Origin of the sequence: Cobetia sp. Ld8 (genome assembly GCF_045066615.1) — a bacterium.
Taxonomy (GTDB): Bacteria; Pseudomonadota; Gammaproteobacteria; order Pseudomonadales; family Halomonadaceae; genus Cobetia; species Cobetia amphilecti.
Window position 1 is genome coordinate 1 of the sequence record NZ_JBISHF010000008.1, and the last position, 23,657, is coordinate 23,657.

A 23,657-nucleotide genomic window follows, 5' to 3' on the forward strand; every position below is an offset into this window, starting at 1 on the left:
GCGTCCAGCTAGTTCCAAACCGAGTTGGCCCGACGATAGTGCTCGAAAGTGAAAGCAGCAGCGGCTGATACCGCCGCAAACAAAAATGGCCATCGTGAAGGATTCACGACGGCCATTTTTTCATCACTAACATCCTTGTCACTCAAGCCCCCAGTCTCGCGCTATCGCTGCAGCCCCTCCCCCACGGCTGATCATTACCACCTCCCCACTCTTCCAGGATTTGCCATGTCACTCTCCGATACTGACACCACCATCGACCCCGCCAGTTTCCGTGAAGCCCTCGGCCACTTCGCCTCCGGCATCACGATCATCACCACCCAGGTCGACGACGAGCCGATTGGCTTTACCTGCCAGTCGTTCTACAGCGTCTCGATGAATCCGCCACTGGTCTCCTTCAGCGTCAAGGCAAGCTCGTTCAGCTACCCGAAGATTCGCCAGGCAGAGCGTTTCGCCGTCAACATTCTCTCCAGCGAGCAGAGCCACGTCTCCAACCAGTTCGCCATGCGTGGCGCAGACAAATGGCAAGGCATCGACTGGCAGCTCTCCCCCCTCGGCAACCCGGTCATCAATGACAGCCTGCACTGGCTCGACTGCAAGATTCACGCTGAGCACCCTGCAGGTGATCACCTGGTCGTGATCGGGGAAGTGAAGGGACTGAATCTGGATGTTGCAGGGACGGCGCGGCCACTGCTGTATTTCAAGGGGAAGTATGGAGGCATGGCTAGGGAAGAAGAATAAGACTGGAGGTACTGGTCGGCTGAAACCCTTAGGAACAGACTGGGGGATTATGAGTTCGTTTTTAAGCCACATGGCCGCAGATTCTGAGTGCAACACCTGAGTTTCCCTATAAGGTATCGCGCTCAGAATCTGCGGCCAAGAACCGTCATCGAGCGAAAGGTACAATTCGATAGAATTAGTAACTTAACTAAGATTGCGGGTAGCATAAGAAGCTGGTGTGCGTACCGGAGGCGTGCCGTTTTGGGGTTACTTCCCCTCACTCGAAAGGCATGCCTCAGGGGAGCGGAAACTGCTCGACTCAAAGGCATACTGCCCCCTACGGCCAGAAGCGATCTTTCAGACCAATCTCATATAACGCCTAAATGCAGTCGCCGCTTTAGCGGTCGGCTGCATTTTCTTTTTCTACATCAGGAAGAAGCGCTAAGTTAGCAAGTCTAATGTAGCTTGGCATTCTCGGATCGTTGAATTTATAAATACCTTTTGCCAAGCGACGAAGAATTGTATGACTCCCATCTGAGACAATTCTTTGAAGGTAGTTATTTAGCCAACCCTGTTCAATCTCCACCCCCCATAATCTTTCATAAGCGAATCTTAAAGACAATGACTTAAACTCCACTTCCTTTATGGAAGATGCCGCTATTAATATTTTCCGAAATTCTTCAGCATTAGATGACCTAGTTGCTTCGTCATACGCAACTCTTAGAACCCCCTCTGCGTCACCGCACGCATCGTCAGTTGCTGCTTGTATGTGCTCCAGGGTTATTTCATGTCGCCCCTTACAAATAGCTTTCTCAGAAGCCTTCAAGCATAAAAGATGAGTAAAATGAGCATAACCTGCACTTACGTTGATGATCTTACTAACTGCAGCTGAGGTAAATTTTACGCCGACCCGCTCCGCACCTTCTTCAATAATTACTTTAATCTCAGAATCGCTCAATTTAGGCAGCGGGGTTTCTTTCAAACAACGTTGGACCGATTTATGACCATGGGTTAATTCACTGGCAGTTTCAGCAATCCCCACAATCAAGAATTTTAAAGGGGAACCTTCGTCAGATAGCTGTTTTACTAGCTCAGCAACCTTCCACTTTTCTTCTTTGCCAATAACATCAATTTCATCAAGCAGGAATAAGGCATTGATGTTCTTCACCTGATCTGACACCCAGCTCGGAGAATTAGCGCGATCTAACAACCCGTTTATGATAAAGGTATTTGTGCTCGTCGACTCTACTCCTGCTTCGAACACAGGAATCTTTAGTCCTGCTTTTCCTCCTTCCGCTTTTTGCTGCTGAGATGAACTTATCTGAAGGTCAATCCCAACCTCATTCAATAGCTTTTCAACAATCGTTATGAATGTATCGTCACTATCACATCTCTTTTTTATAAGACAGTCATTTCTTAAAGATTTAAGGCTTTCTGCAACGACATTAGATAATGAGCTTTTACCAACGCCTCGATCACCAAACAATATCGAGTGCTGGCCTGGAGTATTTATTTGTTGAATAATTGAATATATTTCCTTTGACCTGCCATGAAAAAGGTCATGATTCATTATTGGTTGATACGGAGTAAAAGTGTCCCTTACACCAGAATCTAGAATTTTAATTTCTTTCTCAATATCAAACGGATTCATAAGACCTCGGCTTATTAGATAGAAAAAGCATTAGGTGGCACGCACCATTAAAAATTTGAGACCGTCAAGGCAGAGCTTGGCTGCCTAGGTTTTGTAAGAAAAGTCATTTTTAATAATGTGGTCCATGCACATCCAGCATAGGTGCGGTATGGCCCTTGTAGCACTGCCTACGCTAGGTTCCACCAATGGCGTGATGACGGTACCTTTGAGGCGGTCTTGTCGCGCCTTCAACTTCAACTTCGACTTCGACTTCGACTTCGCGAAGATAGCCTGATGGATCTCGAGACTTGGGTGATGCCGATTCAACAGCCGTTCGTGCAACTCGCGCCTCCGCGGGTAGGGGCAAAAAGGGGATCTGAAGAACCCTTAGACCATGCGTTGGGCCGGAATCGTGGCGGTATCACGACAAAAATCCATTTGATCTGTGATCGCCTTGGCTGGCCCAACGCCTTCACGCCATCGGCGGGACAAAAGTCGTATACGCGATACTTCATGCCCACCTTGGAAAAGGTTGATCTAGCGAGGAGTCTGGGTCGGCCACAAAAACGTTGCTGCTACATCGTGATAGAACAGGGCTATGACAGTGATGATTTGCACCGTTACTGCGACCGCGTTCGAAACAAGCCGATCATCGCTAAAAGAAAGATGAAACGAAAACCTCGCCCAGACCTCCCACGTGGTTTCGATAAACCTATGTAACGTCAGCGAAATATCGTGGAGCGCTCTTTCAGTTAGCTGAAAGAGTTCCGTCATATTGCGACGTGATATGAGCAGCTGGTCCGTAGCTTTTATGCGGTGATATGCGTAGCCTGCATACGCCGCTATCTACGAGCCAACTTCTCGTACAGAACCTAGTAGTATTCTCGTATGTACTCGTACGAGCGCTCGAACAATTCAATGTCTTGGTGCAGCTTGTACTTGAACAGCGTCCTCCTCAAAGCCAGCTTGACCTCTCTCTCCCCTGCATGGGTGGTCTGCCACCCCTCGAAACGCACAGCACGCACGATCTCATCGATATCATCAACGATCCGTTTGACCATAACAGGAGTTTCACCGCACTTAGCTTCCTCGAATAGCCCAGTTAGGGCAGCCTTCCCTCTATCCAAGTCTTCCTCTACGGGTGTCTCTCGCTCAAGCCTGACAACGTCCTTGGCCAGCTCCAGGAGCTGCTTGAGGAACTCTATGCTGACCAGCACACCGTGCTCATGCCGCTTCTTGAGGTCTTCGAGGCGCTCAGCTAGGGCCTTGTACTTGGGGTTGTGGGAGTGCTTGCGAAGTCGGCCGGTAAGCTTGACCGAGACTTCCTTGGCCTTCTTCTCGGGGTCTGGGCTACCCAGCACAGCCTCCAGCAGCTCAGCATCCAGTACGAGCGTGTCCAAATCGTCACGCACCGTATCGACGTGGACGTTCTCATGGATCATCTCGATGGTCTTGGCACCCAGGCTATGCCACAGCAGCTTGCCAGTACCGGTCGAGGGCTTCAGCGACTCGTAAACCTGAGCCAGCCAGCGGTAGTCCGTCTCGTAGGGCTTGAGCACCGGGTCTGGTGACAACGCCTCCCAGATTCGATTGAGGATGCTGAAGTCGGAGGCGAATGCATCTCGCAGGTCATCGCTGGGCAGGCAGTCCTGAGCCGCGATAAGTCCTTCGTAACCTGTGAGTGTGCGATCCACTCCCGCGAAGTACTCGAGACACTCCTGAATGGCTGTGGGTAGCATCTCTGCGAGTTCCGCGATATTGCTCACCGCTTTATTCACACTCTCCTCATCGAACTTCAGGGCCTGGGCGACATCATCGAAGGCCCCGAGGTAATCCACGATCAAGCCATGTGTCTTCTGCTCGCCATAGGGGCGGTTGGTTCGGCAGATCGCCTGCAGCAGCGTGTGATCCCTCAGCGGCTTGTCGAGGTACATAGTCTGCAAGATCGGGGCGTCGAAACCTGTCAGCAGCTTCGAAGTGACGATGATGATCTTGAGGGGATCCTTTGGATCACGGAACCGGTCTAGGAGTTTCTCCTCGGCATCACGGTCACGTCGATAGTCGGCGTACATCTCCTCGCCGCTGTTGACCGACATAACGATGTCCAACGCTTCCGAGGGTAGGTGCTTGTCCAGCTCTTGCTTGTAGAGCAGGCAGCTCTCACGATCCAAAGTGACAACCTGAGCCCCAAAACCGTTTGGCGCTACCTTCTCCTTGTAGTGTTTGGCGATGTCGGCGCAGATCGCGCTGACACGCTCAGGCGCCTTGACCAGGATCTCCATCTTAGCGGCAGCTCGCCCGATCTTGTCCCTGTCCTCGTCAGCAAGCCCCTCGGTGATATCCCTATAGGCCTCCTCGATCGCGTCCTGGTCGATGTGGAGGTCTACTAGGCGAGGTTCAAAGTGCAGCTCCTTGGTGGCTCCGTCACGGATCGAGTCGTTCAGCCCATAGCGGCTCATGTAGCCATTTTGGTCCGTCTCCGCACCAAAGGCATAGAAGGTGTTCCGGTCAGCGCGGTTGATGGGCGTACCGGTCAAGCCAAACAGAAAGGCATTGGGCAGGGCATCGCGCATCTTGCGACCCAGGTCGCCCTCTTGGGTGCGGTGGGCCTCATCCACCATGACGATGACGTTGTCACGGTCGTTAAGCACTCCTTCGGCTTCGCCAAACCGGTGGATCGTGGTGATTACCACCTTGCGGACATCATTGGCCAGCAGTTCAGCGAGGTGTTTCCTCGTCTCGGCACGAACAAGGTTGGCCATATCCGCTGCATAGAAGGTACCCGCTATCTGGCTGTCCAGATCGAGTCGGTCCACCACCACCATCACGGTGGGGTTCTTAAGAGCCGGGTGGAGCCGTAGCTTACGAGACGCGAACAGCATCAGCAGTGACTTACCCGAGCCCTGAAAGTGCCAGATCAGTCCCTTGCGCGGCTGCCCCGCCACGACCCGCTCGACGATCTTATTTACCCCATCGACTTGCTGGTACCGGGCAATGATCTTGATCCGCTGCTTGCCCTTCTGGGTGGCGAAGGCAGTGAAGTTCGCCAGCAGGTCCAACACCATCGCAGGCCTTAGCATCGAGGTGACGGACTTCTCTACCTCACCCAGAGACTGCGGGCCATCTTCGCTCGTCCGCCATGGACCCCATAGATCCACTGGCATCCGCACGGAACCATAGCGGTACTCCTTGCCCTCGGTGGCCACGGAGAACAAGTTGGGCACGAACAGCTCAGGTACGTTCTGCTCGTAGTCGTCGTGGACCTGGATCGCCCCATCAAACCAGCTCTGGCTTGAACGCACCGGGGTCTTGGCTTCGATCAGTACGAGTGGCAAGCCATTGACCAGCATAACCAGGTCAGCCCGCTTCTCGGCCTTGCCAGCCCGGAAGGTGTACTGCTGGGTGACGACGTAGGTGTTCTGCTCCAAGTCATCGAAGTCGATCAGTCGAACGGTGACATGCTCTCCGTTCGGACCGAAGGGCATCGAGCGCTCACCCAGAAGCCAGGCAGAGAACTCCTCGTTGGCCTTCACCAACCCGTCGGACCGAGCTCCCATGATGATCGCCCGCACCCGGTAGAGGACATCGTCGACGCGAGAGGGGCTGGAGGAGATATCAGGATTTAATCGAACCAAGGCCTCTCGCAGGTAAGGCTCGACGAGGGGTTCCTGAGGCTGGCGCGGAAGATCACCCGGGCCAACGAAATGCCAGCCAAGCCCAGCGATTGCCTCTCCCTGCCTTGCGACGCCGGGGGAGAGTGTGGTCGGCCCAGCACCTCCCGTAAGGCGGTCTCGGATAAAGGCTTCGACGGTATTGGCTTCATTGAAGGCCATAATCAACTTTCCTTGTATCTGGTCGTTTCGTCCACAAGTTGAAACTGAAGAGCCTGCGCTGAATCAATACGCTTCTCCGCAACCCTTAGCATTTCTGAAAACTTATTTACCGCTTTCAGGATGGAATCTTGGTCCTTCCTATCGACTAGAGGGACTTCGACCTTTTTCAGGTTGGAGCCATTGATCTTGAGCATGCTCGAGCTAGTGCCAGCAGCATAGCTTTGGACCTGTCGCCTGCAGCTTGGGAGCCTGAGACATAGCTCAAGGTACTCCGTACTCACCTCGTCAGGATCAACCGAAATACGCGTCATGGTGTCGGGATATGAGACATCATCTCGTCCTTCAGGAAATACCATCGGCAACCCGACCAAATCCCGGGTGTTTGAGCGAGAGACAACGAGGTCACCCAGTTGAATTCGGGCAGCTTCTGTTTCTGGGCCAGGATCAACTGGCTTAAGCTGACCCGGACGATAGCCTGATTTAGTTATTGCACTAAGAGCCAGCACCCAATACCCCGTTTCTGAGGAGGCAGCCACAGGTGAGAATCCATTTCTAGGCGGCGCTGTCATCAACGAGCCCAATTTTCTTAAGCGAGCATCCTTACGACCAAGCATTTCTTCAAAAGCAGCGACCTGCACTACACGAGTCGCATCCTTCAACTTGAGCAAACTTTCAGCATTGTTCTGAGCCGCTACCAAGCCCTTCACCACCCGAAGCTGCTCATGCAGTGGTGGAAGGAAAAATTCATACTTACTCAGCGCCCCCCAGTTGAAGAACTTATTTACAGACCCCGACCAATTCTCCGCCGCATATCTGGCGAAGTCTTCTCCGCTTAGCAGGTACCCAAGAAATTCCTGTGAAAGGACCTTTTCATACTTGGTCCGTAACACAAATAGCTTCTCACCTGTAACACCATCAAAGTCTGGAACAGCTAACTTCTTAATATTTCGAGAATGAAACAGGACATCGCCATTCCGAAATTTACGCTTAAATGTCGGAGGGAAAAAACCATCATCTGTCATTCCCCAGCGACGAATTTTCAGATCCCCTTCATCAACATGCTCGCCCGCGATGTATCGGGTAGCCGAATCGACACCTCGATTGAAGTAGTCATTCACATTTTCCACTACATCTCCGAACACAACACGTGCCCATGTCGACTGATTCGGTATCTCCTGCTGGAGATTCAAAGCGGCTTGTTCAGGCATCAGCACTCTCCTCTATCGACAAGCCATTCAGCATATCGACCAGCTCCTCCATCCCGGCCCATAACTCACGCCCCTCTTCTTCGAAAGCCTTCCATGCGATTTTCAGCGTCATAGCCTCTCCATCTGCTACTTCAGGCTTCAACTTCCTCACATAGCGAACGATGGAGAGATTCCCATCGGCTCTTAGAACATCTTCAGTACTCACCGTCGCCGCAAAGCCAGGTTGATCCTCAAAGGCTTGGTAGGCCGTCAGAATGCGTTCTTGATGTTCAGATCTCAGGAAGCTCTGTGCACGCTCTCGGGATATATCGTTGAGCGCGTCGATGAACAGGATGCGACCCTGCCGCTCTGCTGGCTTGCGGCTACGGCAGATGACGACACAAGCTTCCATGGGCGAGTTGTAGAACAGCCCAGGGCCCAGGCCCAGCACGCACTCAACCAGGTCGGCCTCGATAAGCTTGCGCCGCATTTCCGCTTCTTCCTGGCGGAACAGTACCCCGTGCGGGAAAAGAATGGCACAGCGCCCGGTTTCTGGGTCCATGCTCTTCAGGATGTGCTGGAAAAAAGCGTAGTCAGCTCTGCCCTGTGAAGGAGTTCCTAGGAAGTTGCGCCCCCAGGGGTCGTCCTTCCAGGCCTCGCGATTCCACTTCTTGATCGAGTAAGGCGGATTGGCCAGCACCACATCGAAGGTGCGAGGTCGGTCCCCCTCGATAAAGGCTGGGCTCTGAAGGGTATTACCACTGGAGACCTGAAAGTCTTCCACGCCATGGATCACTAGGTTCATCCGCGCGATGGCCGCCGTGATAGTAATCAGTTCTTGCCCATACAGCCCAGTGGTGCGAATGTCGCCGCCCCGTCGTTTAACCTCAGCAATGCACGAGATCAGCATCCCCCCGGTACCACAAGTGGGGTCGTAGATGCTCTCGTTCGACTTCGGCTCCAGCATCTGAGCCATGAGGTGCACCAAGGTCCGGTTGGTGTAGAACTCCTGGGCCGTGTGGCCGCTATCGTCGGCAAATTTCTTGATCAGGTACTCGTAGGCATTGCCCAACTCATCCTCCGGCACGGCCTTCAGTGTCAACTCATGCTGGGAGAAATGCTCGATCAGGTTCTTGAGCGTGGCATCGGGCATCTGCCCCTTGTCGGTCCAGGGCGCATTACCGAATACCCCTTGCAGGCGCTCAGGGTTAGCTGTCTCGATGGCTTGGAAGGCAGAAAGCAAGGCTCGCCCCACATCGTGGGTCGCTTGGCGCACGACCTTCCAGTGGGCACCTTCGGGGATGACGTAGCGGTCGTTGGCGACAGCAGTCGCGTAGCCAGGGGCTCCCGTCTCATCGAAGATGCTCCGGTAGTCCTCATCCCACACATCCGAGAGACGCTTGAAGAACATCAGGGGGAAGATGTACTGCTTGTAGTCGCTGGCATCCACTAAGCCACGTAGCAGCGTGGCCGCTCCCCATAGATAGCTTTCCAATTCACGCTGAGAGAGATGTTCGCTCATTTCAACCACCCTCCGTCGTGCAGCACCTTCCGTAGATGGTCTTCCGCTGCCCTTGCCTGCTCCAAGGCACTCTTGAAGTCTTTGATGGCTTCCGAGAGTGGAGGAATGTCCTCACCGATTGGTGGCAAAACGTAGCGCGAGATGTTCAAGATCCAACCTTCCTTCTTGATCTCCTCCAGCGTGGCGACCTTGGCGCGATCCTCGACATCCTCGAACGCCTGGTACCATTCGACAATCTGGTCACTATGCTCGTGATCCAGGAAGTTCTGTGCACGCCCCTTACGGAACATGCTCGAAGCATCGATGATCAGCACCTTGTTCTGGCGCTCAACTGGCTTATTGCGGCGCAGGATGACAACGCAGCCAGCCAACTGGGTGCCATAGAAGAGGTTGGTAGCCAAGCCTATCACCGCCTCGATGAGATCGTTCTCCAGTAGGGCCTGGCGGATATTGCCCTCAGCCGACTTCCGGAACAGTGCCCCTTGAGGCAGCACCACTGCCATGCGGCCGTTTCCTGTCGAAGCCGTGGAAGACAGCATGTGCTGCACAAAGGCATAGTCGCCGTAGCTCTTAGGAGGCAGCCCATATTGAGCACGGGACCACGGATCCGACTCCCAGAGGTCTCGCCCCCAGTCCTTGAGAGAGAACGGAGGGTTGGCAATCACACAGTCGAAGGAAGCCAGACCACCGGTACTGGAATCGGTGAATGCTGGGTTCCTTAGAGTATCTTCACGGGCAACCTGGAAGTCCTCGATGCCATGCAGAACCAGGTTCATGCGAGCGATGGCTGAGGTAGTCAAGTTCTTCTCTTGCCCGTAGATCTTGCCGTAGAAGGTTCTGGGGTCCCCTCCCTTGCGCCTGACATGCTCGATGGCCCCCAGCAGCATGCCCCCGGTACCGCAGGCTGGGTCATAGATACTCTCCCCCTCCTGAGGGTCGAGCATCTCCACCATCATCCGCACAACGCTGCGCGGGGTGTAGAACTCTCCGGCCTTGTTGCGGCGTGTGACGTCGGCAAACTTCCCAACCAGGTACTCGTAGGCATCGCCCAGCACGTCGGTGCTGACCGAGTTGCCCAGCGGGATCTTCGAGAATGCTTCAATCAGGTCCTTCAGCAGCTCGTCCGAGAACTTCTCCTTGTTGGGCCAGTCCGCCGTGCCGAACACCCGGAACAGCGTGCCCGGGTTCGCACGCTCGATCTCCTGCATGGCTCGATGCAGTGCGGCACCCACGTTCGCCGGGGTCTCCCGCACATCCTTCCAGTGGCATCCTTCAGGCACCGTGAAACGGTGCACCTCGGGGAAGTGAGAAGGATCGGCTTCGCCGAAGGCCTCGGCCGCTTCAGCCGTCTCCTCATCCCACACATCGCTGATCCGCTTGAAGAACAGCAGAGGCAGGATGTATCCCTTCCAGTCAGTGCGGTCGACCGCAGACCCACGCAGGTGGTTGGCCGCCTCCCACAAGGCGGACTTCAAATACGGACTACCATTCGTCATGACAAGCCCCGATGGAAGCCAAGGACTGGTTACCCAGCACAAAGTATTGCTGAATTTCTCTCATATTATCCATATGTAGATTGAGTGCTGTTGCGGATGCCGTCTCCCCCTCGGGAGAGACGAATGTCACAGCGATAATGAAAAGCGGGTTCGGGTAATGCAATGACCCAACGATACATTTAGAAAAAATCACTGCAGAAATTGCCTAGCGAACGATCATACATAAACCGTGGCAGCATGCAGCGGAGAGCCTAAAGCGTGGCAGCATGCGACGATGAAGTGAGCTCCTACAGAGCTTCACAGATTTATAGTACGGTCATCTAGTGGACAGATTGAGCAATAAAACATCACCATGCGATTGACCATCAAAAACTCTGCATTGCCTTACAACGTCCAGCTGAGCGCATCCGCCAGATTTTTGCTCGGCTTGATCACACCGTGCTCGAGCGATACATGATGTCGCTACTGTCGCCCTACTTGATGTGCTGACTCAGAAACCTGGAGAGCTTCAGGGCATACGGTGAAATTAAGACAGGAGCGCGACGAGTGTGATTCGCATAGAAGGGATCGTTGATAGCATCGCCCTGCTTCATGTTGTGTAGGTAGGCACAAGGGACTAGCCGGATCGACTCGGAGCGGACGGTCTCGTTGTAGTCCTCGATCAGCGCACCATAGGACCAAGCTTGATAGGAGGGATGGTTGGTCCCCGAACACCGCCCCCTAACTGAGTGCGAACGATAGCATCTTTGGTTGTCACCTCAGCGGTCTGCCACTGCTTCAACTCAATGATACAGCAGAGTCCTCACGCTGGTCATTCTTGCCGGTCAGAATGAAGTCCACTCGGCGATTGGTCATCGGAATGTTGTATTCGATGGCCACACCTGCCGAAGCGGGTATCCCTTCGTCGAGGAGAACGCTCATCATGAAGCGCAAGGAGTTCTCCCAGGAGGCCACCTCATTACGCGGCGAATTGCGGCTTAGTTTGCGTGATACCTCATTCTCAATGGCGTCAGCGATGATATTGGCCCGAACGTCATCAATGAACTGCTGCTTGGTAGCGTTGTAAACCAGCATGCCCGTTGGGGGCTCCTTTCGTGGTGTGCATCGTTTCTCATGCCATCACACGGCTACCGCACGGCGCTTACCTCTGGGGCGAGCTCCGTCTCATGGTCTTCCACCATGGCGTCCTGCCTTGGCGAGAAATGCATATTAAAATATAGGAAATTTCAAGAAACCTAATAATAGCCGAGTCGAGGCAAGCGCGAGAAGAAATCGTTAGTTCAACGCGACACTCTGCGTCGCATTAACAAGACACTAAACTCGATCCCCAACGCGCCTCGCCGACCCCTCCGCTCTATCGCACCTAACTTCGCGCCGGAAATTTCCGCGCCATTCGCCAACGCTTACGCCTACTGTCTGACTGAACTGATACCGAGCTTCATCAAATTCATACGCCTACGTAAGACATTGCCAACAAATCCCAAAATCCACTTTCCCCTACTCCACGGGAAATTTCCGCCCAGGCACGGAAAATTCCGTATTTTCAGGTCCTCAACATCGCTAACCCACTGATTTATATAGAAACTGGTGATAATCGAGGCTCCGAATCGCCCTATCTCGTCTCACAGCCAAAACTCATATTGCACTGCAGCAAAAACAGGCGTATCAATGTACTCAGGTTCCTTACTTGGAGAACACAATGGCTAAACAACCTGCCTGGTCAGAGTTGGTCCCGACGACGCCGGCTGCGATGTTCGATGTCTGGAAGCTGGGCACGACGTCGGTGGAGATGTGGTCGACGGCCATGTCGACCATCATGTCGCGCACTCAGCTGTGGGGAACCCAGTCACCGCTGGATCCGAAGATGATCACCGAGAACCAGAAGATGGTGTCGGAGAAGATCGCGGCCAGCTGGGAGATGTGGTTCGTGATGCAGAAGGCGTGGATGAACGCGATGACGGGCGGCAAGGTGGTGCCGTGGTGGACGACGGGCACCCTCTTCATCAAGCCGTTGCACAAGCGTACGACGGCCAACTCGCGTCGACTGTCGTGAGAGGCGTTTCATGACTTGCAGCTGCGGCCGATAGGCTGTGAGCTGAGATGCGCTCAGATATGGTCAGATGCGCTTAGATGCCACAACGCAAGACGGGAGCCCAGGTGGCTCCCGTCTTGCGTTATTCACTGGCGATGATTTCAGTTCATTGCCCTGCTCTTTGCTTTGCGTGCCCTTTCCGTTGCGTGCCCTTTCTGGACTCTTTCTTCTCTGGGCCCTTTCTTTACCTATCCCTTCTCTGGCACGCCGCGAACGGACTATTGGCCTGGCTCGAGGGTTTCGTCTTCGGCAGTCAGGCAGGCTTGCCAGATGCGTTCGGCTATGCGCTGGTCATGCTCGGCGTGGCGGAAGAGGCAGATGTCCAGCGGCGCGGTGTGACTATCATCGCTGATGATGACGAGACGCCCGGCGGCCAGCTCGTCGCGTACGGCACGTTCCGGCACCCAGGCGATGCCGCTACCGGCGAGTGCACCGCGCTTGAGCACGTCAGACATCGAGCATTCGTAGCGGAAGTTGAGTCGCGCGGCGAGGTTCTGGCGCCCGATGATCAGTGCGGTCAATCGGCCGAGATAGCTGTCACTGGAGTAGCAGAGATAGGGTTGCGGCGTGTCGCTGTCGAGGGAGTAAAGGGCCTGGCCTGCGTCATCGACGGCACTGACGGGCACCAGTCGCTCGGAGCCGAGCACAATGGAGGGATAGCGCACGATGTCGGTGAGCGTCGGGAGTAGCGGGCTGTTGTAGGCCAGCATCAGATCACAGTTGCCGCTGATCAAGGCATCGACACAGCCGGCGACGTGGTCGGGCACGATGCGAGCCTTGAGATTGCCCAGTCTGTCTTGCAGCTGTTCATGCCAGTCGACGAAGAAGCTGACCGCCAGCGTGTGCGAGGCGGAAATCGAGACGACTTCCTCTATCTTGGGCACGAAACCGAGCGCTTCATCGCGGCCGACGCGCAATACCGAGAGCGCATCCTGGGCGGTGCGCTGGAAGGATTCGCCCGCAGGGGTCAGGCCGACGGGGAACAGGCTGCGGTCGATCAGGGTGGCGCCGACCCAGTATTCCAGATTGCGAATACGACGGCTGAAGGCAGGTTGCGTCACGTTGCGCAGGGTGGCGGCGCGCGAGAAGTTACGCGTCACCGCCAGGGTGAGGAAGTCTTCCAACCAGTTCATTTCCACGGCGAGCACCTGAAGAGAGGCATGAATGAGGCAAAGGCACACAGCGAGCCTGCGTGAGCGCAGTATATCGCGTCGCTGCGTGTCTTTTCTTCAAGCTCTCTTCACTGGCTTACCGGATGGATGCAGCGCTGATCAGGCCTCGGCTTGCGCCAGTGCCACACAGCGCTGCGCGAGAATTTCCGCGGGGTCGAGCAGCGCCACCCGCTCACGCAGTGCCGCATCGAGCTCGATCAGCGGAAGCTCGGTACAGCCCAGAATGATCACTTCAGCGCCCCGCGCCAGCAGGTGGGAAATGGCAGCCTGCAGATGCTCGCTGCACTCCCCTGTCGTATGGCCCGCCTTCACGCCGTGATGCCCGTAGATCGCCTCCATCACCTGCGTCTGGAAGCGAGCGTCGGGCACCAGCGTTTCACGCCCCGAGGCCTCGATGATGTCGTGATAGACCCGACTGGTCACGGTGCCGCTGGTCGCGAGCAACCCGACCCGCGTCACCGGCGCCGGCATCGCCGCGATATGGTCAACCACCGCCGTCAGCATGTTGATGATCGGGATGCCGATATAGGGCTGGATACGCGCCACGAAGGCATGCGCGGTATTGCAGGGAATCGCGATGGCATTGGCGCCATCGGCCTCCAGCCGCTGACAGGTCGCGAGCATCGGAATGCTCGGATCTTCGCCCTTGCCGATCAGATTGGCAGTGCGATCGGGAATCTGCGGATTTTGCTCCACCACCATCTTGAGGTGGTCCTGATCGCGCTCGGCACGCGTCAGGCTGACCACCTTGCGCATGAAGTCCACCGTGGCCGCCGGCCCTACCCCACCGAGTACGCCGAGCTTGAAGTTGCGATTCTCGCGCTCGCGGTCCACGCCCAGGGCGTACTCGGCGTAGATGAGATTGGAGTCGAGCAAGGGCACCGGTACCAGCGGCTGCAGCGATTCCATCAGCACCGGAATCTCGCTCAGGCCCGGCACGATGATCTCCGCGCCCTGACTGACCAGGTCATCACAGGCCTCGAGCAACAGTTGCAGACACTCGCCACCATGATGGCCGCTCTTGATGCCGCTCGGCCCATAGATGGCCTGCATCAGGGCATCACGCTGCAGCGTGACATCGGGATAGATGACCTCGAGGCCGCCAGCTGTCGCGAGGCTGCCGTCTTGCGTGGCATCCGGCTCGCCGAAGCGCTGCTCGAAGATACCGGAGGCGCGCACGTAGCTTGAGGTCAGCACGCCGATCTTGCGCACCTCGGGATAGTCGCGGCGAATGCGCACCAGCAGCGCATCGAAGATATCGACGACGTTGAAGCTGATTTCCGGGGTGATCTCGGCCAGGAAGGTGTGGGAGAGAAAGCATGGCACCATCGCGTTCTCGACCTTGCCCTGCATGTCCTTGAGCACGTTGTAGACGTAGAACTTGCGCCGCAGCGGGTCGTAGGCCTCCGCCGCGATTCCCGGCCCATCATCGAAGTGGCGTTGCTCGAAGGCGATATCCACCCCGCCCGGCGGCTTGCAGTACTGCGCCGCGCGCACCGTCTTGAGCAGGACATCCGCGCTGCCGATCGCCCCCAGGCCACCCACGACGCCGTAGCGAACGACAGAGGGGCCGGCTTTATGTGAAGGTGCGTTGGGGCGTTCCATGACGATGTTCTCCTGATGTCGTTGACACGCTTATCACGCGGATGCCGACAAGCCGATGATGATGACGCGGTGGGTGTTCAGACAAGAGCGCTCAACTGAGCTCTGAGCGCATGACGTGGGGCGTATTGAAGACTTCCTCGTCCAGCTCGCCTTCGCTCTTGGCGACCAGGCAGCTGACGGCGCAGTCACCCGCCACGTTCAGGCCGGTACGTGCCATGTCGAGCACACGATCGATGCCGGCGATGATGGCAACGCCTTCCAGCGGCAGGCCGACGGAGGTCAGCACCAGCGAGAGCATGATCAAGCCGGCACCCGGCACACCGGCGGTACCGATGGAGCCCAGCGTCGCGGTCATGATGATGGTGACGTATTCGGTCATGCCCAGATCGACGCCATAGGCCTGGGCGATGAATAGTGCGCAGACGCCCTGATACAGCGCGGTGCCATCCATGTTGATGGTCGCGCCCAGCGGCAGCACGAAGCTCGAGACACCTCGCTTGACGCCCAGATTCTGCTCGGCGGCTATCATGGTCACCGGCAAGGTGCCGGAACTGGAGGTGCTGGTGAAGGCGAGCATGATCGGCTCGACACTGCCCTGGAAATAGCGCAGCGGGTTCAAGCGCGCCAGAAAGCGCAGCATGCCGCCATAGACAACGATGGCATGCACGAAGCAGCCGAGATAGACGATACCGATCACCTTGGCCAGCGGCGCGAGCATTGCCAGGCCATAGGTGCCGGCCACCCAGGTCATCAGGGCGAAGACACCGTAGGGCGTGAAGGCGATGATGATGCTGGTCATGCGATAGATGATTTCCGCCGCGGACTCGAAGAACACGCGCACCGGACGGGCTTTCTCACCCACCAGCGTGATGGAGAGGCCAAACAGGATCGCGAAGACGATGATCTGCAGCACATTGCCTTCGGCGAAGGCCTCGACGGCATTGGTCGGCACCAGCCCGAGCAGCGTATCGACGGCGGTCGGCGCTTCACGCACCTCGACATTGGCCGCGCTGCCCAGGTCGATCCCGACGCCCGGCTGGAAGACGGTGGCCAGCCCCAGGCCGATGGTGATGGCAACCGCCGTCATGCCCAGATAGAGCACCAGCGTCTTGACGCTCAGGCGGCCGATCTTGGAGAGGTTGTTGAGCGAGGCCACACCAGTGACCAGCGAGATGAAGACCAACGGCACGATCAGCATCTTGATGCCGCGGATGAACAGGTCACCCAGCGGTTTGATATCGGCGGCGATATCGGCGCGCCCGGTCTGGTTGAGCACGATACCCAGCCCCAGGCCCAGAACCAGCGCGATGAAGATCTGCTTCCACAGCGCCAGACGTGTCCAGGGAGACAGAAAGCGCGCAATGGGCCCGGGAGAGCGAGGCATCGGGGCGGAGGAAGAGCCTGAATCAGCCATGAGTGTTTCCTTCTTGTCATTATTGTTGGCTGCGCGTGGAAGCAGCGCAGAGTGCAGACTGATGGTGATACAGGCCCCTATCTCGCGACCAATTCTTTATTTTGATTTTCCATGCAAGATTTGCATGACGACGAATTCACCCCCTGCTGCGCGGCACGCCAGAGGCCATTTTCTGTCCAGACGCTGCGCACGCTTTTGACACGTTCGCTGCTGTAGAACGCACGAAGCCCGCTCAATGAGCGGGCTTCGTGTTCTTACCACTATATTCAAGGTGCTGCATCCACAAAGATCAGCGGCACCTTTTCAAGCTGTCGATCATGCCTCCGGCAGGCCGAGAGCCTCCTTGACGGCCGGCCAGGCAGGTTCGCCATCACGGGTGGTCACGCCTTCCAGCCAGGCCTTGACCTTGGCCGGGTTGGCCTTCATCCACTCACCGGCGACCTCTTCCTGCGGCTTTTCTTCCTTGCCATAGCCGTAGATCAGCGCGCTCTGATCATCCGAGCTGAAGGCCAGCTGATCGAGCAGACGGGTCGCATTGGGGTGCGCTTCCGACCACGCCTTGTTGGCCAAGGTCTTCACATCACTGGCGCCGCCGCCCGGGCCCCACATGTCATCCGGGTCGTCGAGGAAGACCATGTCGTATTCGATGTTCATCCAATGCGGTGTCCAGCCGACGAACAGAATCCACTCCTTGCTCTTGGAGGAATTGGCCACGGTGGCCAGCATGCCCGGCGTCGATGACTCCTTGAGGTCCCAGTCGCCGAGACCATAGATATCACCGTCGACCCCCTTGTTGACGATCTCGCTGGAACCGGAGCCAATCTCGATGGAATAGATGGTCTTCTCGAACTTGTCGGCGAATTCCGGCTTGTCGAGGTCTTCGTTGGAGGTCACTCCGGCCTCAGCAACGTAGCCCGGCACCGCGAACCCGAGGCGCGCGCCTTCGACATTGTTGCCCATGTCGACCAGGGTGCCCTTCTCCATCGCGGCGTCGTACATGTTGCTCTGCGCCGGCAGCCAGGCGGCGAGGAAGGCATCCACCTCGCCCAGCGACATGCCTTCATAGGTGATCTGCGCGCCCAGCTGACGCGTGCTGGGGGAGTAACCCAGCGCTTCAAAGACTTCCGAGGCAATCTCGGTCTTCATGGTCACGCCCGGCCACGGCGGCGCGGAGAACACCACACTGGCATCTTCCGCGGCAGACGCCGGCGCCGACAGCGTTGCCAGCAACAGGCCACTGCCCGCCAGCGCCATGCGCAGTGGCAGGGGTTTCAGCAGGTGGGAGCTGGTGAAGTGAGACGACTTGGTGGAGGGAGACGACTTGAAGAAGGGGGACGACATAGTGGACTTTCCTCGTTGTTGTTATGAATACGCCATTGTCATGAAAATGCGCGAATCAGACGCTGAGCGAAGATGACATCTTGATAAATGCCTCTTCTGCAAAACGCGCTTCCCGCAAAGAATTCACAATACGAGCAGACGAATCACTACCTTAAGCGCGATCGTTGGAACGATACAAGGCTCGGCAGCCAACGACGCGCATGAAAAAGCCCCCGCCATTCGTGAAAAATGACGGGGGCTTTTCATGACGCATGCGCAGCTCAGAAGCTAGCGATCAGAAGCTGGCGATCTCTTCCGGACGCAGGAAGCGACATTCGCCCGGCTCCAGCTCCGGGTCCAGCTCGACAGCCCCGATGGCTTCGCGATGCAGGGCTTCGACGTGATTGCCGATGGCCGCGAACATGCGCTTCACCTGGTGGTAACGGCCTTCGGTGATCCACAGCAGACCCACGGTGGCGGTTTCCATCTCGAGACGCGCCGGACGGGTCGGCTTCTCTTCGCCATCCAGCATCAGGCCGTGATCGAAGTCCTCCACGGCGCGCGCCAGCTCATCGCCTTCCAGCGGACGCGCCAGAGTGACGCGATAGCGCTTGGCACAGGCCTTCTTGGGCGAAGTGACACGGTGGTTCCACTGGCCGTCGTCTGTCATCAGCACCAGACCGGTGGTGTCGACATCAAGACGCCCGACGATGCTCAGGCGCTCGACATTGGGCAGATCGATCAGGTCATGCGCGCGCTCATAGAGGCCCGGCTTGCTGGTGCATTCCACATTGGCCGGCTTGTACAGCATCAGATAGCGCAGCCCCATCAGCTCCAGGTGCTCGCCATTCCATTCGACGCGCATGCCATCCTTGACGGCGCTCGCGGTGTTCTTGACTACCTCACCATCCACGGTGACATCGCCGCGGTGCACGACCTTCTTGGCATCGCTACGGCTGAGATCCGTGGTTTCGGTAAGGAATTTGTCCAGGCGCATCAGGCCTCCAGAGTGAAATGATCGGCGTCCATCCACGCCGGAAACTTGGTTCGAAACTCGTCGAGCGCGCCGCGTTCAAGCGTCACGGTCTCGATGAAGGGCTGGTCTGGCGCAGGGTCGAGGATGGGCTCGCCCTTGAAGTCGCAGACCATGGAGTCGCCGGTATAGTGCAGCCCGTTGGCGTCGTCACCCACACGGTTGACGCCCACCACATAGGCCAGATTCTCGATGGCGCGCGCCTGCAGCAGCGTACGCCACGGATGACGCCGTACGCCCGGCCAGTTGGCCACGCACAGCAGCAGGTCATATTCAAAGGCGCTGTCGGCGGCGGTCTCGGCGGCACTCACGCCACCGATGACAGGACGCTGACGCAGCCAGGTCGGGAAGCGCAGGTCATAGCAGACCGAGAGCTGAATCCGAAAGCCGTTGAGCTCGACCAGCACCCGCTCATAGCCCATGCCATAACGCTCATGCTCACCGGCCATGCGGAACAGATGGCGCTTGTCATAGTGCGTCACCTCGCCGTCGGGCGTGGCCCACAGCATGCGGTTGTAACACTCGCCGTCATCCAGCACCGCAATGCTGCCGGTCATCACGCAACCGCGGGTGATGGCCTGTGCCTTGAGCCAGTCGAGGCTCTCGCTGGACTCCTTCGGCTGCGCCATCTCACGCGAGTTCATGGTGAAGCCGGTGGCGAACATCTCGGGCAGCACGATCAGATCGGTTGCGGCATTGCGGCCATCGGCGCCCATGACCAGGCCTGCGGCATCCAGCTGCTCGCCGAGCAGGCGGCAGTTCTCCGCCGGGTCTTCCCAGCGCAGGTCCGCCTGCACCAGGCTGACACGCAGTGTCGCCCCTCGCGAGGCATCACCAGCATTCGCTTGCGAGGAAGTCGCCTGTGGCTGTGTCGTCATGGTCGTCGTGCCTCCCTGCTGACTGAATGGACGCTTGAGTGGCAACTGGCGGATTCGCGGCGGCGTGAGCCTTGCCCACCCTGCCGCTGGTCGTGCCACGCCTTGAAAGCGCTCATTCTACCGTCTGTGGCGATCAGATGTGAGAGGCAAAGCATGATCTGTCATCGCCGTACCGCTCAGCACGCGCACGAATCCCTGGCGGCGGGTGTGAGCATCAGAAGCCAGTGATATATTGGCGATGAACGCAAAGTCGCCACGCCAGGTTGCGGCGACGCCAGTTCACCGCGAGCTTGCTCGCCCACTCCCCATCCCGACTCACAGGAGAGCTTCATGCCTCAGCTTCGCTTCCACGGTGTCACGCCTGCCCGTCTTGCCCCTGTCTCGCGCGCACTGATCGATCAGCTGAGCGAAGCGACCGCCACCGCGCGCGACGAATTCACGCTGGAATGCATCACCACCCAGTATGTGTTCGATGGTCAGCTCGTCGATGCCTTCCCCTTCGTCGAGGTGCTGTGGTTCGAACGTGGCCAGAAGGTGCGCAATCTGTGCGCCCAGTCCATCGCGCAGGCCATGAACGAGGCTGGCTACCCGGAGGCCGAAAGCTTCTTCATCGCCCTTGAACCCTCTGGCTACTACATCGCAGGCAAGCCACTGGCGCAGGATGGTTCGAGCGACTCCGCATGAGGCGGGAGCAGGCAGGCCCCTCAGTCGAGAGTCTGGCGCAGGCGCGCCGCGAGAGCGCCAAGGGCGTCGGCTTCGGGCTGGGCGCCTATGTGATGTGGGGCTGTTTTCCGCTCTACTTCGCGCTGTTCGAGGGCATACCCGCCTGGGAAGTGCTGCTGCACCGCATCTTGTGGAGCTGCGTGTTCATGGTGCTGCTGATCAGCGTCATCCGGCGCTGGTCGCCGGTGCGCGCCGCCTTTGCCGAACCCCGCAAGCTGGTGCCGGTGCTGGCCTGCTCGATCCTGATCGCGCTCAACTGGGGCATCTACATCCACGCGGTGGAGGTGCATGAGGTACTGCAGGCAAGCTTGGGTTACTTCATGACGCCGCTGGTCAATGTCGGGCTGGGCATGCTGTTCCTGAAGGAGCGCCTGACGCGCGTGCAGCTGTTCGCGCTGGGGCTGGCCGTTCTCGGCCTGAGCCTGCAGCTGATCGGGCTAACGAAACTGCCGTGGATCACGCTCTCGCTGGCTGTCACCTTCGGCACCTACGGGCTGCTCAGAAAGCGCATCGCGCTGGATGGCCTGTCGGGCCTGCTGGTCGAGACGATGATGCTCGCGCCACTCGCGCTGCTGCTGATCGGCGGTCAGTGGTTCTCCGGCGAATCGCACTTCACGGCCAGCGATGTCGGCCCGCTGGGACTTCCCGCCAGCGTGCTGATGATGTCCAGCGGCGTACTCACCGCGCTGCCGCTGCTCGCCTTTGCCGGTGCGGCGCGTCGCCTGCGCCTCGCCACGGTCGGCTTTCTGATGTACATCAACCCGACCATGCAGTTTCTGATCGCGCTGCTGATCTTCAAGGAAACCCTGCATCCGACGATGCTGATCACCTTCGTGCTGATCTGGAGTGGTCTGGCGCTCTATACCGCCTCGACGTTCTTCCAGCATCGCGCCCGACAGCGCGGCTGACATCACCCTTGAACTGACTTAACGAACCAAAGCGAGGATGCCCAGCCATGCCAGACCCTGCTGCAGACTCCGTGAGCAGCCGCCTGTTGCGCTTTCTGCCGCGCCTGCTGGCCTTCGCCCTGCGCGTCATCGGACAGTTCATCGCCAATCGTGGCGTGCTGCTGGCCGGTGGCGTCGGCTACAACATCCTGCTGTCCAGTGTGCCGCTGTTCGCCTTGCTCTGCGTGCTGCTGACGCACCTGGTGGATGAAACGCGCCTGATGAGCATCATCGCCATTCAGGTCCAGCATCTGGGGCCGGGCCAGGAAGACATCCTGCTGGACGCGGTGCGCAAGCTGCTGGCCAATCGCGAGGTGATCAGCTGGATCGGCATGGGCGGCTTGCTGTTCTTCGCCGGACTGGCCTTTCGCATGCTGGAAGACGCCATCGCGCTGATCTTCCATCAGCATCCGGTGATTCGTAAGCGCAGCGCGTGGATTTCCGCCCTGCTGCCCTACGCCTTCGTGATGGTGCTGGGCGCGGGCCTGCTGGCGCTGACCCTGCTGGTGGCGCTGGCTTCGGCGATGAATGACGCCCTGACGCTGCTGACCGGTATCGAGCTGACCCTGGGCGATGCCGGCAGCGAGGTGATCTATCTGATCAGCATCGTCGGCATGTTCGGGCTGTTCAGCGCCATCTACAAGATACTGCCCCAGACCCGCGTCTCGACCCGCCGCGCGCTGGTCGGTGGTCTGGTCGCGGCCACCCTGTGGGAGCTGACACGCCTCGCCTTGAGCTGGTACTTCACCCACCTGTCCTTCGTAGGTGCCGTCTACGGCTCGCTGGCGACGCTGATCGTGCTGCTGCTGGGGCTGGAGATCGGCGCCGTGATCCTGCTGCTCGGCGCCCAGGTGATCGCCGAGCTGGAGCAGTGCTCACGCGAGAACATTCGCTGGTACCGCACGCCGGATCGCAAGCCACTGACGCGCCTGCAATCCCGCCGCAATGCCATGCAGCATGCCGGCGAGGTCAGCGAGGAGGAGGAAATGGAAATGAGCCCAGGCAGGGGTTCAGGCAAGGGTTCAGACAAGGTTGCAGAAAACGGCTCAGCAAACGGTTCAGAAAGCGGCTCAGACAAGCGCTAGTACACGCCCTCTGAAAGCTCACCGCGCGCACAATGAAAAAACCGCCCCAAGGGGCGGTTTTTTCATGCTCGCATCGCAGAGATGATGCCTGCGGCCACACGAGTCGTTTCTGTCGTGGTCGACGCCTGACGGCTATTCATCTGCGACGGCTCGCCTGCCAGCGACGCCTCAGTTGACCAGCGAGGCTTCCAGCGAGATCTCGGCGGTGAACAGCTTGGAGATCGGGCAGCCACCCTTGGCCTTCTCGGCGGTGGACTGGAAGTCTGCCTCGCTGATGCCCGGCACATCGGCCTTGGTCACCAGGGCGACCTTGGTCACGCTGAAGCCGCTGTCGTCCTTGTCCAGATGGACGGTGGCGGTGGTGTCGATGGCCTTGGGCTCATGACCCGCCTCGCCCAGCATCATCGAGAGTGCCATCGAGAAGCAACTGGCGTGGGCAGCCCCGATCAGCTCTTCGGGATTGGTGCCGGCGCCATCTTCAAAGCGTGTATTGAAGCCGTAAGGCTGATCCTTGAGCGCACCACTTTCACTGCTGACAGTGCCTTTACCCTGCTTGACGCTACCTTCCCAATGCGCGGAACCGGTTTTCTTGATCGTCATGCCTGTCTCCTTGACCTGGGTGAACACTCAGGGCCGTTGCCCTGTCCCTCCCACATTGTCACGGCGCGTCGCGACTTCAAGGGGCGTCTGCCCTTTTGCCATCACAAGTGTCTGATCGATCGCGTGTCGGCTGCCTATCAATTGCGTGAGCAAGACACGCCACCCACCCCGGCGAGGGCGCCCGTCGCCACGGCCAATTATTGAACAAGAGTTGAATTCCCGCCGTGCGCCCCGATAACTGTTCTATCGATTACCTGGCGCGCAACGCCGAGTTGCAGTCACTCACATCATCTTCTCATGTCTGGCATCGTGCGCTCGCAAGCTGGCGCAGCATTCGCCGACACCTCATACGTCGCCGGTGAATCCCTCACCCGCGCGGCTGCCGACACCGGCGGCCAGACCC

19 protein-coding genes are annotated in these 23,657 nt (G+C 57.9%); 6 read left to right on the top strand and 13 right to left on the bottom strand.

Features of this window, described 5'->3' with window-relative positions; all coding sequences use genetic code 11:
- Positions 1 to 225: 225 nt before the first annotated feature.
- Positions 226 to 738 carry a flavin reductase family protein gene (locus tag ACJJV2_RS10930; protein WP_131431716.1) on the top strand — a complete coding sequence of 171 codons (513 nt, stop codon included), beginning with the start codon at positions 226 to 228 and terminating at the stop codon, positions 736 to 738.
- A 376-nt stretch (positions 739 to 1,114) separates the two neighbouring features.
- Here ACJJV2_RS10930 and ACJJV2_RS10935 read toward each other — a convergent pair whose 3' ends face one another.
- Entirely contained in the window at positions 1,115 to 2,368 is a 1,254-nt protein-coding gene (locus ACJJV2_RS10935) for an ATP-binding protein (protein ID WP_131431715.1), read from the bottom strand.
- A gap of 273 nt (positions 2,369 to 2,641) precedes the next feature.
- On the opposite strand from ACJJV2_RS10935, the gene ACJJV2_RS10940 reads away from it, so the two are divergent.
- Positions 2,642 to 3,067 carry a hypothetical protein gene (locus ACJJV2_RS10940; protein WP_131431714.1) on the top strand — a complete coding sequence of 142 codons (426 nt, stop codon included), beginning with the start codon at positions 2,642 to 2,644 and terminating at the stop codon, positions 3,065 to 3,067.
- A 152-nt stretch (positions 3,068 to 3,219) separates the two neighbouring features.
- On the opposite strand, the gene ACJJV2_RS10945 is transcribed toward ACJJV2_RS10940, so the two are convergent.
- The 5 genes from ACJJV2_RS10945 to ACJJV2_RS10965 all read right to left on the bottom strand — a co-directional run bounded on the left by ACJJV2_RS10945 (position 3,220) and on the right by ACJJV2_RS10965 (position 11,459).
- A complete protein-coding gene (locus tag ACJJV2_RS10945) occupies positions 3,220 to 6,180 on the bottom strand; it encodes a type I restriction endonuclease subunit R (protein WP_131431713.1) in 2,961 nt (986 codons plus the stop codon).
- A gap of 2 nt (positions 6,181 to 6,182) precedes the next feature.
- Positions 6,183 to 7,388 carry a hypothetical protein gene (locus tag ACJJV2_RS10950; RefSeq protein WP_405280780.1) on the bottom strand — a complete coding sequence of 402 codons (1,206 nt, stop codon included), beginning with the start codon at positions 7,386 to 7,388 and terminating at the stop codon, positions 6,183 to 6,185.
- Positions 7,381 to 8,889, bottom strand: coding sequence for a class I SAM-dependent DNA methyltransferase (locus ACJJV2_RS10955; RefSeq protein ID WP_131431711.1), 1,509 nt, complete (start codon positions 8,887 to 8,889; stop codon positions 7,381 to 7,383). The genes ACJJV2_RS10950 and ACJJV2_RS10955 overlap by 8 nt, the downstream gene beginning before the upstream one ends.
- On the bottom strand, positions 8,886 to 10,385 hold the full coding sequence (locus ACJJV2_RS10960) for an N-6 DNA methylase (protein WP_405280783.1): 1,500 nt from the start codon (positions 10,383 to 10,385) through the stop codon (positions 8,886 to 8,888). The genes ACJJV2_RS10955 and ACJJV2_RS10960 overlap by 4 nt, the downstream gene beginning before the upstream one ends.
- 777 nt (positions 10,386 to 11,162) lie before the next feature.
- A complete protein-coding gene (locus tag ACJJV2_RS10965; protein ID WP_286173699.1) occupies positions 11,163 to 11,459 on the bottom strand; it encodes a hypothetical protein in 297 nt (98 codons plus the stop codon).
- Positions 11,460 to 12,084: 625 nt separating this feature from the next.
- Here ACJJV2_RS10965 and ACJJV2_RS10970 point away from each other — a divergent pair.
- Positions 12,085 to 12,438 carry a hypothetical protein gene (locus tag ACJJV2_RS10970; protein ID WP_279837486.1) on the top strand — a complete coding sequence of 118 codons (354 nt, stop codon included), beginning with the start codon at positions 12,085 to 12,087 and terminating at the stop codon, positions 12,436 to 12,438.
- A gap of 257 nt (positions 12,439 to 12,695) precedes the next feature.
- On the opposite strand, the gene ACJJV2_RS10975 is transcribed toward ACJJV2_RS10970, so the two are convergent.
- The 6 genes from ACJJV2_RS10975 to ACJJV2_RS11000 all read right to left on the bottom strand — a co-directional run bounded on the left by ACJJV2_RS10975 (position 12,696) and on the right by ACJJV2_RS11000 (position 19,899).
- On the bottom strand, positions 12,696 to 13,610 hold the full coding sequence (locus ACJJV2_RS10975; protein ID WP_405280787.1) for a LysR substrate-binding domain-containing protein: 915 nt from the start codon (positions 13,608 to 13,610) through the stop codon (positions 12,696 to 12,698).
- 138 nt (positions 13,611 to 13,748) lie between these two features.
- Positions 13,749 to 15,254: an amino acid racemase gene (locus tag ACJJV2_RS10980; protein WP_405280790.1), complete on the bottom strand. Its 1,506-nt coding sequence runs from the start codon at positions 15,252 to 15,254 to the stop codon at positions 13,749 to 13,751.
- 91 nt (positions 15,255 to 15,345) lie between these two features.
- Positions 15,346 to 16,668 (bottom strand): dicarboxylate/amino acid:cation symporter, encoded by a 1,323-nt coding sequence (locus tag ACJJV2_RS10985; RefSeq protein ID WP_405280793.1) that lies wholly within the window; start codon positions 16,666 to 16,668, stop codon positions 15,346 to 15,348.
- A gap of 315 nt (positions 16,669 to 16,983) precedes the next feature.
- Positions 16,984 to 18,009: an ABC transporter substrate-binding protein gene (locus ACJJV2_RS10990; protein WP_405280796.1), complete on the bottom strand. Its 1,026-nt coding sequence runs from the start codon at positions 18,007 to 18,009 to the stop codon at positions 16,984 to 16,986.
- A 274-nt stretch (positions 18,010 to 18,283) separates the two neighbouring features.
- Entirely contained in the window at positions 18,284 to 18,985 is a 702-nt protein-coding gene (locus tag ACJJV2_RS10995) for a pseudouridine synthase (RefSeq protein ID WP_054555772.1), read from the bottom strand.
- Positions 18,985 to 19,899 carry a nitrilase family protein gene (locus ACJJV2_RS11000; RefSeq protein WP_405280800.1) on the bottom strand — a complete coding sequence of 305 codons (915 nt, stop codon included), beginning with the start codon at positions 19,897 to 19,899 and terminating at the stop codon, positions 18,985 to 18,987. The genes ACJJV2_RS10995 and ACJJV2_RS11000 overlap by 1 nt, the downstream gene beginning before the upstream one ends.
- Before the next feature lie 330 nt (positions 19,900 to 20,229).
- On the opposite strand from ACJJV2_RS11000, the gene ACJJV2_RS11005 reads away from it, so the two are divergent.
- The 3 genes from ACJJV2_RS11005 to ACJJV2_RS11015 are packed head-to-tail and all read left to right on the top strand — an operon-like array spanning position 20,230 to position 22,654.
- Complete coding sequence (locus ACJJV2_RS11005; protein ID WP_405280803.1) at positions 20,230 to 20,583, top strand: DUF1904 family protein; 354 nt, start codon at positions 20,230 to 20,232, stop codon at positions 20,581 to 20,583.
- Positions 20,580 to 21,530, top strand: a complete 951-nt coding sequence (gene rarD / locus ACJJV2_RS11010; protein ID WP_054555770.1) for an EamA family transporter RarD — start codon at positions 20,580 to 20,582, stop codon at positions 21,528 to 21,530. Before ACJJV2_RS11005 ends, rarD begins: the two co-directional genes overlap by 4 nt.
- Before the next feature lie 47 nt (positions 21,531 to 21,577).
- On the top strand, positions 21,578 to 22,654 hold the full coding sequence (locus ACJJV2_RS11015) for a YihY/virulence factor BrkB family protein (RefSeq protein ID WP_405280808.1): 1,077 nt from the start codon (positions 21,578 to 21,580) through the stop codon (positions 22,652 to 22,654).
- Between the two features lie 168 nt (positions 22,655 to 22,822).
- On the opposite strand, the gene ACJJV2_RS11020 is transcribed toward ACJJV2_RS11015, so the two are convergent.
- Complete coding sequence (locus tag ACJJV2_RS11020; RefSeq protein ID WP_043335071.1) at positions 22,823 to 23,254, bottom strand: OsmC family protein; 432 nt, start codon at positions 23,252 to 23,254, stop codon at positions 22,823 to 22,825.
- Between the last annotated feature and the right edge of the window lie 403 nt (positions 23,255 to 23,657).